The organism is Streptococcus sp. A11 (assembly GCF_043674225.1).
Lineage (GTDB): Bacteria > Bacillota > Bacilli > Lactobacillales > Streptococcaceae > Streptococcus > Streptococcus suis_V.
This window is the reverse complement of sequence record NZ_JBIMJS010000019.1, coordinates 38,610-48,104: the sequence shown is the minus strand read 5'-3', so window position 1 is coordinate 48,104 and position 9,495 is coordinate 38,610. Positions and strand designations below refer to the sequence as shown.

At 46.1% G+C, this 9,495-nt stretch carries 9 protein-coding genes; 6 read left to right on the top strand and 3 right to left on the bottom strand.

Annotation, left to right across the window (positions count from 1 at the left end; genetic code table 11):
- Window positions 1-85 precede the first annotated feature (85 nt).
- From ilvC to ACHBIF_RS09915, 3 genes are all read right to left on the bottom strand, one after another.
- Window positions 86-1,108, bottom strand: coding sequence for a ketol-acid reductoisomerase (ilvC, locus tag ACHBIF_RS09925; protein WP_394720264.1), 1,023 nt, complete (start codon window positions 1,106-1,108; stop codon window positions 86-88).
- A gap of 192 nt (window positions 1,109-1,300) precedes the next feature.
- Complete coding sequence (ilvN, locus tag ACHBIF_RS09920) at window positions 1,301-1,777, bottom strand: acetolactate synthase small subunit (RefSeq protein WP_105111535.1); 477 nt, start codon at window positions 1,775-1,777, stop codon at window positions 1,301-1,303.
- Complete coding sequence (locus ACHBIF_RS09915) at window positions 1,770-3,512, bottom strand: acetolactate synthase large subunit (RefSeq protein ID WP_394720262.1); 1,743 nt, start codon at window positions 3,510-3,512, stop codon at window positions 1,770-1,772. The genes ilvN and ACHBIF_RS09915 overlap by 8 nt, the downstream gene beginning before the upstream one ends.
- Window positions 3,513-3,694: 182 nt before the next feature.
- On the opposite strand from ACHBIF_RS09915, the gene ACHBIF_RS09910 reads away from it, so the two are divergent.
- From ACHBIF_RS09910 to ACHBIF_RS09885, 6 genes are all read left to right on the top strand, one after another.
- A complete protein-coding gene (locus ACHBIF_RS09910; protein ID WP_394720260.1) occupies window positions 3,695-4,747 on the top strand; it encodes a glycosyltransferase in 1,053 nt (350 codons plus the stop codon).
- Complete coding sequence (locus ACHBIF_RS09905; RefSeq protein WP_394720258.1) at window positions 4,734-5,672, top strand: phosphodiester glycosidase family protein; 939 nt, start codon at window positions 4,734-4,736, stop codon at window positions 5,670-5,672. The genes ACHBIF_RS09910 and ACHBIF_RS09905 overlap by 14 nt, the downstream gene beginning before the upstream one ends.
- Entirely contained in the window at window positions 5,653-6,060 is a 408-nt protein-coding gene (locus tag ACHBIF_RS09900) for a hypothetical protein (RefSeq protein WP_105111531.1), read from the top strand. The genes ACHBIF_RS09905 and ACHBIF_RS09900 overlap by 20 nt, the downstream gene beginning before the upstream one ends.
- Before the next feature lie 162 nt (window positions 6,061-6,222).
- A complete protein-coding gene (gene ilvD / locus ACHBIF_RS09895; protein WP_394720255.1) occupies window positions 6,223-7,935 on the top strand; it encodes a dihydroxy-acid dehydratase in 1,713 nt (570 codons plus the stop codon).
- A 149-nt stretch (window positions 7,936-8,084) separates the two neighbouring features.
- Complete coding sequence (locus ACHBIF_RS09890; RefSeq protein WP_394720253.1) at window positions 8,085-8,828, top strand: polyphosphate polymerase domain-containing protein; 744 nt, start codon at window positions 8,085-8,087, stop codon at window positions 8,826-8,828.
- Window positions 8,812-9,483 carry a DUF4956 domain-containing protein gene (locus ACHBIF_RS09885; RefSeq protein ID WP_105122903.1) on the top strand — a complete coding sequence of 224 codons (672 nt, stop codon included), beginning with the start codon at window positions 8,812-8,814 and terminating at the stop codon, window positions 9,481-9,483. The genes ACHBIF_RS09890 and ACHBIF_RS09885 overlap by 17 nt, the downstream gene beginning before the upstream one ends.
- Window positions 9,484-9,495: the final 12 nt, after the last annotated feature.

The window sequence follows — 9,495 nt, the reverse complement described above, 5'->3', positions numbered from 1 at the left end:
GTCTATCCCCAGACTCTTTCACTCCCCCGGACTTACCTCGCTTTCTCGTTTTTGGGCGAGGGCTAAAACAGTCCACTGGACTGTTTTAGTTATAAATCTTAAAGGCATCGTCGTCGTTGCGGCCTACAAATGGCATTGCTTTGCGGAGTTCTGCACCGACTTTTTCGATTTCAAGTCCTTCTGCTTCTTTGCGGTAAGCTTCCATGCGTGGACGGCCAGCCTTGTAGTCGTTGACGAAGTCATTAGCAAATTTTCCAGACTGGATGTCTGCCAATACAGCTTTCATGTTTTCTTTAACTTGGTCAGTAATCACGCGTGGACCTGATACGTAGTCACCGTATTCAGCAGTGTTTGAGATAGACTGACGCATTTTCTTGAAACCACCCTCGTAAACAAGGTCAACGATGAGTTTCATTTCGTGCAATACTTCAAAGTAAGCCAATTCTGGTGCATAGCCAGCTTCAGTCAAGACTTCAAAACCAGCTTGCATCAGAGCTGTCAAACCACCACAGAGAACGGCTTGCTCACCAAACAAATCTTCTTCTGTTTCTTCCTTGAAGGTTGTTTCCAAGAGACCTACACGGGCTGAGCCAACACCTTTTGCCCAGTCCATAGCGATGTGCTTGGCATTGCCAGTAGCGTCTTGATAGACAGCGTAAAGAGCTGGCACACCGAAACCTTCTTCAAAGGTACGGCGAACCAAGTGACCTGGTCCTTTCGGCGCACACATGAAGACATCCACATCTGCTGGTACCTTGATAAATTCAAAATGAACGTTGAAACCGTGGGCGAAACCAAGAGCATTCCCCGCTTCCAAGTTTGGAGCAATTTCTTCATTGTAAAGGTCCGCTTGGATTTCGTCTGGAGCCAAAATCATGATAACATCCGCTTGTTTTGCTGCTTCAGCTACTTCAAAGGTCTCAAAGCCATCTTCTTTTGCCTTATCAAAAGATTTACCAGCACGCACGCCGATGATAACATCGTGTCCTGTGTCACGCAAGTTTTGGGCATGGGCATGGCCCTGTGAACCATAACCGATAACGGCGATACGTTTGCCGTCAAGTGCTGGAACTGTTACATCTTTTTCATATTGCATTGCTACTGCCATTTGTTAATCTCTTTTCTATTTTTTTACTTATAAATTCGGATGTTCAAAGAAAATGAACATTCTGTAATTTTGTCTATCATGTGCATCCCTAGTTGCTCAACTTTCTTTTAATTCTAGGCAGTGAGGCGAAGGCTATACTGAGGTATGCCAAGCCGAGCTAACGACGAAGTAAAAGACAAGTGAGTGACTAGGTTAGTCACGACTGAAACCAGTTGCCCCTGTCCTAGCAATGTTCTTAATGCCATAAGGCTGAATCACACGCAGGAGGGCGTCAATCTTGTCTCCGTCACCAGTCATCTGAATGGTAATGGAGTGAGGTGCCACATCGACAACGCTGGCACGGAAGGGTTGGATAATGGCTAAAATTTCTGCCCGCTTAGCTGGCGGAGCAACGATTTTAATCAGAATCACTTCCCGTTCCAAGTGCGGAATGTCTGTCAAATCGCGGACACGGACCACATCAATCAAGCGATTGAGTTGCTTGATAATTTGTTCCACTTCGTCCATGGTCGCAACATCAACGATGACCGTTACCCGAGAAATACCTGCAACTTCGGTCGGGCCGACTGAAATGGATTCAATATTGATTTGGCGCCGGGATAGGACACCTGTAAAGCGGTTGAGGACACCTGAAGAATTTCGTAATTTTGCTGTTAACATTCTACGCATTGAACTTCACCCCCAACATTTCCGCATTGCTCTTGCCGGCTGGTACCATTGGCACCACATGTTCGGCCTTGGAGATATGGACCTCAATCAGCATTGGTTTGTTTTCCAAGATGACCTTCATATCTTCTGCCAAGGTCGCCGAATTGTCAAAACTGTAATGGCTGATACCATAGGCTTCCGCTAGGAGCTGGAAGTTTGGCTCTGCATCAAATACTGACTGACTGCGACGTTCTTCATAGAAGGATTCTTGCCACTGACGAACCATACCCAGGGAATGGTTATTAATCAAGACAACCTTGATGGGCACACCATAGCCATTGAGGATAGCCAATTCCTGGTTGGTCATCTGGAAACCACCGTCACCGACAAAGACTACAACTTCCTTGTCTGGATTGGCTAGTTTAGCGCCGATTGCTGCTGGAATTCCGAATCCCATAGTCCCCATGCCGCCCGAAGTAATCAGCTGGCGCTGGTGCTTGTAAGGATAGAATTGAGCCGCCCACATCTGGTGTTGTCCCACATCTGTCACGATGATAGCATCGCCATTTGTCAATTGACCAATCAGCTCGATAGCTGCTTGTGGCTTGATAAAGTTGGCATCTTCCTCATACCAGAAAGGTGCTCGACGCTTGTTGTCCAATACCTGCTCCGTCCAGTCAGCATAGTCTGTCTCAACGGTTTCGCATTTCAACAGGGCTTGTAAGGTCGCTTTGGCATCTCCGACTACTGGAATTGCCGTCTTCATGACCTTGCCAATCTCTGCTGGGTCAATGTCCACGTGCGCAATAGTCGCATTAGGCGCATAGGTTGTCGGATTTCCCGTCAGGCGATCATCAAAGCGGGCACCGATGTTGATAATATAATCTGCATCATTCATGGCCATATTGGCTGAGTAAGTTCCGTGCATGCCACCCATCGCTAGGGCTAATTCGTGTTCAATCGGCATGGCTCCTAACCCAAGCAGGGTTGAAACAACAGGCAAGCGGTATTTCTCTGCAAAAGCAATCAATTCTTCCTGGGCTTCTGCATAGTTGACCCCACCACCAGCCAAAATCACTGGCTTTTTGGCCCGACTGAGCTGCTGGAGAATTTTCTTAACCTGCAAGCCATTTGGCTCTACCGTTGGTTGGTAGCTTGGCAAATGAACCATCGGATCGTGATAGGCTTCAACAATTCTTTCCTGAATATCCTTTGGCACATCGATGACTACTGGACCTGGACGGCCTGTGGTCGCAATATGATAGGCTTCTGTAATCACTCGAGGAATATCTGCTGTATCCCGAATCTGGTAATTGTATTTGGTGATTGGCATGGTCATACCAATGACATCGGCCTCCTGGAAGGCATCCTTACCGATACCGCGCGTCGCAACCTGTCCTGTGAAAACCAGAAGAGGCACGCTGTCGCCCATGGCATCCGCTATCCCTGTAATGGCATTAGTTGCCCCTGGTCCAGATGTGACGATGGCTACGCCCACCTTTCCTGATGATTTGGCATAGCCTTCCGCCTCGTGGACCGCTCCTTGTTCGTGACGAGCCAAGACGTGCTGAATCCCCTCGTATTGATAGATAGCATCATATAAGGGGAGGACTGCCCCGCCTGGATAGCCAAAGACCAGGTCCACACCCAATTGATGCAAGCTATCTAAGATTAAATAGGAACCTGAACGCGGTTGATCTAATTGGATTTCTTGCACATGTATTCCTCCTCTCTGCAATGTTGTATCTACTATCATAACACATGGAACTTAAATGTCAAGGAATATTCTGAAAATTCCTACATTTATTCGTTTTCCTTATTTCAAGCCGAAATCTTAAACAAAACTTAAGTCAAATCAAGATGTAGGTTATTTTCAGATTTCTTTCAGAAAACTCCTCTATAGTGGGTGTATAGCAAAAAACGAAACGAGGTACTCCCATGTATTATGTCATCATCCCCGCCTATCAGCCAGATCAGAAATTACTGGAGCTATTGAACACTTTGAAGCATCGGCTCAATTGCAAGATTATTATAGTTAACGACGGAAGCACTGAAGCTTCGAAAGCCATCATCGAGCAAGCTAGTTCCTACGCAACCGTTCTTCACCACGAGCGTAATTTAGGAAAAGGCCAGGCCTTGAAAACTGCTTTTCAATTTATTCAAGAACGTGACTCCAATTCTGTCATCGTAACAGCTGATGCGGACGGCCAGCACTCCGTCAACGATATGGATAGAGTGGCCCGGGCTGCTATGAATTTGCCCAATCACTTAGTTCTGGGAGTCCGTCAATTTAGCAATGATGTGCCTTTCCGCAGTCGTTTTGGTAATAAGCTGACCCGTCTACTCTTCCGCCTTCAAACTGGTGTCAAGGTTAGCGATACCCAGACTGGTCTACGTGCCTTTCATTCCAAGCTCCTGCCCTTTATGCTGACAATCAAAGGCCACCGTTATGAGTACGAAATGAATATGCTGACTCAAGCTAGCCAAGAGTTCCCCATTACCGAGGTTCCCATTCAGACCATTTATATAGATGATAATGCTAGCTCGCATTTCCGACCTATCAAGGATGGCTTACTCATCTACAAAAACCTCTTCAAATTTGCCCTGGCCTCACTTGGCAGCTTTCTGGTAGACTACGGTGCCTATGCCCTGCTTATCGCAAGTTTGACTGCTCTGCCCTCGGGTATTCATATCCTCATTGCTAATGGCTTGGCTCGTGTTACCAGCTCTCTGTCCAATTATTACCTCAATAAAAAGCTGGTCTTTCAAAACGAGCAGAGCGTCCAAACTACCGGCCTAGGTTATTTGACCCTAGCTTTGGCCCTCTTCATCTGCGACACCTCTCTGATTTATATTTTCCACCAACTGTTTGGCTTGAATCTTTATTTGGTGAAAATCACAGTGGGCCTCTCTCTCTTTTTCTTCTCTTGGTATATTCAAAAACATATTATTTTCAATGAAAGGAAGGCACTTACCCATGAAATTGCTTAAAAAACCCTTCATATACGCATCACTATTCGGTACATTACTCACTGGTGGTTTCACCTACTCCATGCTCAAAACCTTTGTCCTCTCTGAAGCTATTACAACAGTAGAATCAGCAAGGACAACCGCTGCAGCAACGACAAATTCCAGTACAGCAGCAAGTAGCACCGCTGCAACAACCGCAACCAATGTGACAACAACTGATACCTCTTACGCTGATGATAACATCCAAATCACACTCGAAACCATTACAACCAACAACACAACTGTCTATGTAGCGGATATCCAAGTCAGCTCACCTGAGTACTTGAAAACAGCCTTAGCTCAAAATACTTATGGTACCAACGTCACAGCCAAAACATCTGAAACCGCTGCAGCCAACAATGCCATCTTGGCGGTCAACGGCGACTACTACGGTGCCAACTCAACAGGTTATGTCATCAAGAATGGTGTCCTCTACCGTGATACCGTCCGTGACAATGCTTCTTATGGTGACTTGGCAATTTATGCTGACGGCTCATTTGAAATTATCTATGAAAATGAAATAACAGCTCAAGAGTTAATTGACAATGGCGTTGTCAACTTGCTCGCCTTCGGGCCAACCTTGGTAGAAAATGGTGAAATCGTGGTGGATACATCAACAGAAGTTGGACGGGCCATGTCTTCCAACCCTCGTTCAGCCATTGGTATCATCGATGAAAACCACTATATCATCGTTGTGGCAGACGGTCGTACTTCTGAAAGTGAAGGTCTATCCCTCTATCAACTGGCAGAAGTTATGAAACAATACGGAGCAACAACTGCCTACAACCTAGACGGCGGTGGTTCATCAACCCTCTACTTCAACGGTCAAGTGATTAACAACCCAACAACAAACGGAAATACTATCTCAGAAAGGGCGGTGAGCGACATTGTCTACATCGGCTACTAATACAGAAAACAAACGCACTATTCGCACATTTATCACTTATTTAGCACTAACATCCTTCCTCTTCATCTTCAGTCGGGTCTATGAAAGCCTCAGTTATGGAGAAACAGCTTTCCATATGCACTATCTGTTCTGCGTAACCCTAATCGGTGGAAGTCTTCTACTTGGCTTGATGACCATCCATCGCACACTCTCTCGCCTGACCTATAATCTCTGGAATTCAGGTGTTGCAACCATTACAGCAGGTTTTCTCCTCCGTGGTATCATCAACCTGTCCGGACGGTCTACAACCCTGGATCAACCTTACTGGTATGTCGGGGCTGGCTTCCTGACTCTAGCTGCAATCAGTCTCTTCATCAAGCAGGCCAAAACCGCTGCTCCAACAATATAATTTCAATATAGTGAAGCAGTTCCCCGCTAATATATGGGAGCTGTTTCCTTTTGTTTTCAAAAAATTCAGAAATTTCCCATTATTTGTCAAATCCTTTTTCATATCCCTCATAACTATGGTATAATAAGGAAACCAATCACCAGAAAGATAGGGAGAAGAGAAATGACAGATAAAGATACACTTAAAACCCTTCGTCACCGTAGCTCAGTCTACGATTCAATGGTCAAATCACCCAACCGTGCCATGTTGCGCGCCACAGGCATGACCGATGATAGTTTTGAAAAGCCGATTGTCGGTGTGATTTCGACCTGGGCTGAAAATACGCCTTGTAATATTCACTTGCACGACTTCGGAAAATTAGCCAAAGAAGGGGTCAAAGATGCTGGCGCTTGGCCAGTTCAATTCGGTACCATCACCGTTGCAGACGGAATCGCTATGGGAACTCCTGGTATGCGGTTCTCCTTGACTTCACGTGATATCATTGCTGACTCTATTGAGGCAGCTATGGGAGGACACAACGTCGATGCCTTTGTCGCAATCGGTGGCTGTGATAAAAACATGCCTGGTTCTATGATTGCTATCGCCAATATGGACATTCCTGCCGTATTTGCCTACGGTGGCACCATTGCTCCAGGAAATCTGGACGGCAAGGACATTGACCTGGTTTCAGTGTTTGAAGGAATCGGAAAATGGAACAACGGCGATATGACCGAAGAAGATGTCCGTCGCTTGGAGTGTAATGCATGCCCTGGACCTGGTGGATGTGGTGGTATGTACACAGCCAATACCATGGCCTCTGCCATTGAAGTCTTGGGGATGTCTATTCCTGGCTCTTCTTCTCACCCTGCTGAATCTCCTGAGAAGAAGGCTGACATTGAAGAAGCCGGACGTGCGGTTGTCCGCATGTTAGAACTGGGCATCAAGCCGTCTGACATAATGACTCGCGAAGCCTTTGAAGATGCTATCACTGTTACCATGGCACTCGGTGGCTCCACCAACGCTACTCTTCACTTGCTAGCCATTGCTCACGCTGCAAACGTTGACTTGACCTTGGAAGATTTCAATGATTTCCAAGAGAAAGTACCTCACTTGGCTGACCTCAAGCCTTCTGGTAAGTATGTTTTCCAAGACCTCTACAATGTCGGTGGTGTACCAGCAGTTATGAAATACTTGCTGAAAAATGGTTTCCTGCATGGCGACCGTATCACTTGTACTGGTAAAACCATCGCAGAAAACTTGGAAGATTTCGCTGATTTGACACCAGGTCAAGACGTCATCATGCCACTTGAAAATCCAAAACGTGCAGATGGCCCACTCATCATCCTCAAAGGTAACCTTGCTCCTGAAGGTGCCGTTGCCAAGGTTTCTGGTGTGAAAGTCCGCAACCATACAGGTCCAGCCAAGGTCTTTGATTCTGAAGAAGAAGCGATCGAAGCAGTCTTGACTGACGAAATCGTAGATGGCGATGTAGTCGTTGTCCGCTATGTTGGACCAAAAGGCGGTCCTGGTATGCCTGAAATGCTATCCCTTTCTTCCATGATTGTCGGAAAAGGCCAAGGTGACAAGGTAGCCCTTCTAACAGACGGTCGTTTCTCTGGCGGTACCTATGGACTGGTTGTTGGACACATCGCACCTGAAGCTCAGGATGGCGGTCCAATTGCCTACCTCCGTACAGGCGATTTGGTAACGGTGGACCAAGATACCAAAGAAATCACCATGCACGTTTCTGACCAAGAAATCGAAGAACGCAAGAAAACAACTGTCATTCCACCTCTCTACAGCCGCGGTGTGCTCGGAAAATATGCCCATACCGTATCGTCCGCATCTAAAGGCGCTGTCACAGATTTCTGGAATATCGACCGGTCAGGAAAATAAAAACTTTAGCACATTCCCTATCCTCGTGATGGGGGATTTTTTTCGCCCAAAATTGAACTTTAAGCTTTCTTTAATATTTCTTTCAGCTTGGTTTAATATTTGACCTTTATACTTAGAAACATAAACAGTTCATTAGAAAGAGGTCTTACATGAAAACCATTATCAGCCAAAAACAATTCAAACGTAAGGAAACCAAATACATCCTCAGTAAAGCGACCTGGAGGCTCTTCCTCCGCGATGCCCAGCCCCATCTCCTTGCAGATGACTACGCTCATTCAACCATTACCAGCATTTATTTTGATAATGAGGATTTTGACATGGTGCAGGATGCCTTAGCCAAAAAGCATCAGCGTGAAAAGGTTCGGATTCGGCTCTACGATGCTCAGCCTCATGCCAACAGCACCGCCTTTTTGGAAATCAAGAAAAAAATCGATGGCATTGGTTACAAGTACCGACTGGAATCAACACCGCGCATTATTCAATATTTCCTCCGTACAGGTTTGCGCGACAGCAGCCTGCCAGACCAACCTGTCTGCCAAGAAATTCAAGCGCTTCGGAAACGGTATGGCAATCTCTATCCGAAAATTCTCATTCACTATGAACGCCAGTCCTTCAAGGGGCTAGAGGATCCAAAACTCCGCTTGACCATTGACCAAAACGTCACCTATTCCGAAAATCGTCCGATGCTTAAATCAGCTGCAAAAGAAAAGGTCCTGCTGGACCCTGACCTAATGATTATGGAAATCAAAGCAGCTGAGACGATTCCAGATTGGCTATCCGCGCTCCTTGAAAAGCACGCCATTGAGAGAAAACCCTTCTCCAAATACGGAACGGCTTACCGCCTCGCAACTAGCCCAGAAAAGGAGTTGATAGCCTATGCACCTATTCGATAGTATCTTATCTACCACCAGCTCCATCGCCCTGCAAATCAGTTTAATTATGGGGATCAGCTTGGTGCTGGGTTATCTACTGGCAATGACCTACAAGCACAAATCCAGCTACAGCAAGGAATTTGTCATAACTTTGACCCTGATGCCAACCCTGATTGCCTTTATCATCTTCTTGGTCAACGGCAGTCTGGGGACTAGCTTAGCCGTCGCTGGGACCTTTAGTCTCATTCGCTTCCGCTCTGCCTCTGGCTCTTCCAAAGAAATGCTGGCAGTCCTACTGGCTATGGCCATCGGATTAGCAACAGGAACCGGTTATCTGGGACTGGCCAGCCTCCTGACGCTCATTATCTGCGGCGCCATGCTCCTCTTTGAAACTGTGAATTATGGTCAAACCGATCACAGGAGACGACACATTCTCCTAACTGTTCCCTTGGATTTTGATTACCAACATTTTTTCAAGAAGGTCTTCAAAGCAGCTTGTAAGGAGGAAGAAATCCTATCCATTAGCTACAAAAAGAAAAAGCAGGCACTGGTCCTCGAATATTCTCTGGTTTTGGAATCAAGCATCTCAGACCAAGCCTTGACAAAATCCATTGTCGAAGCCAATCCACTCAATTTCATTGTCAATAAACAGACACCTAAAAAGAAATATTTATAAAGAAAGAAGGAA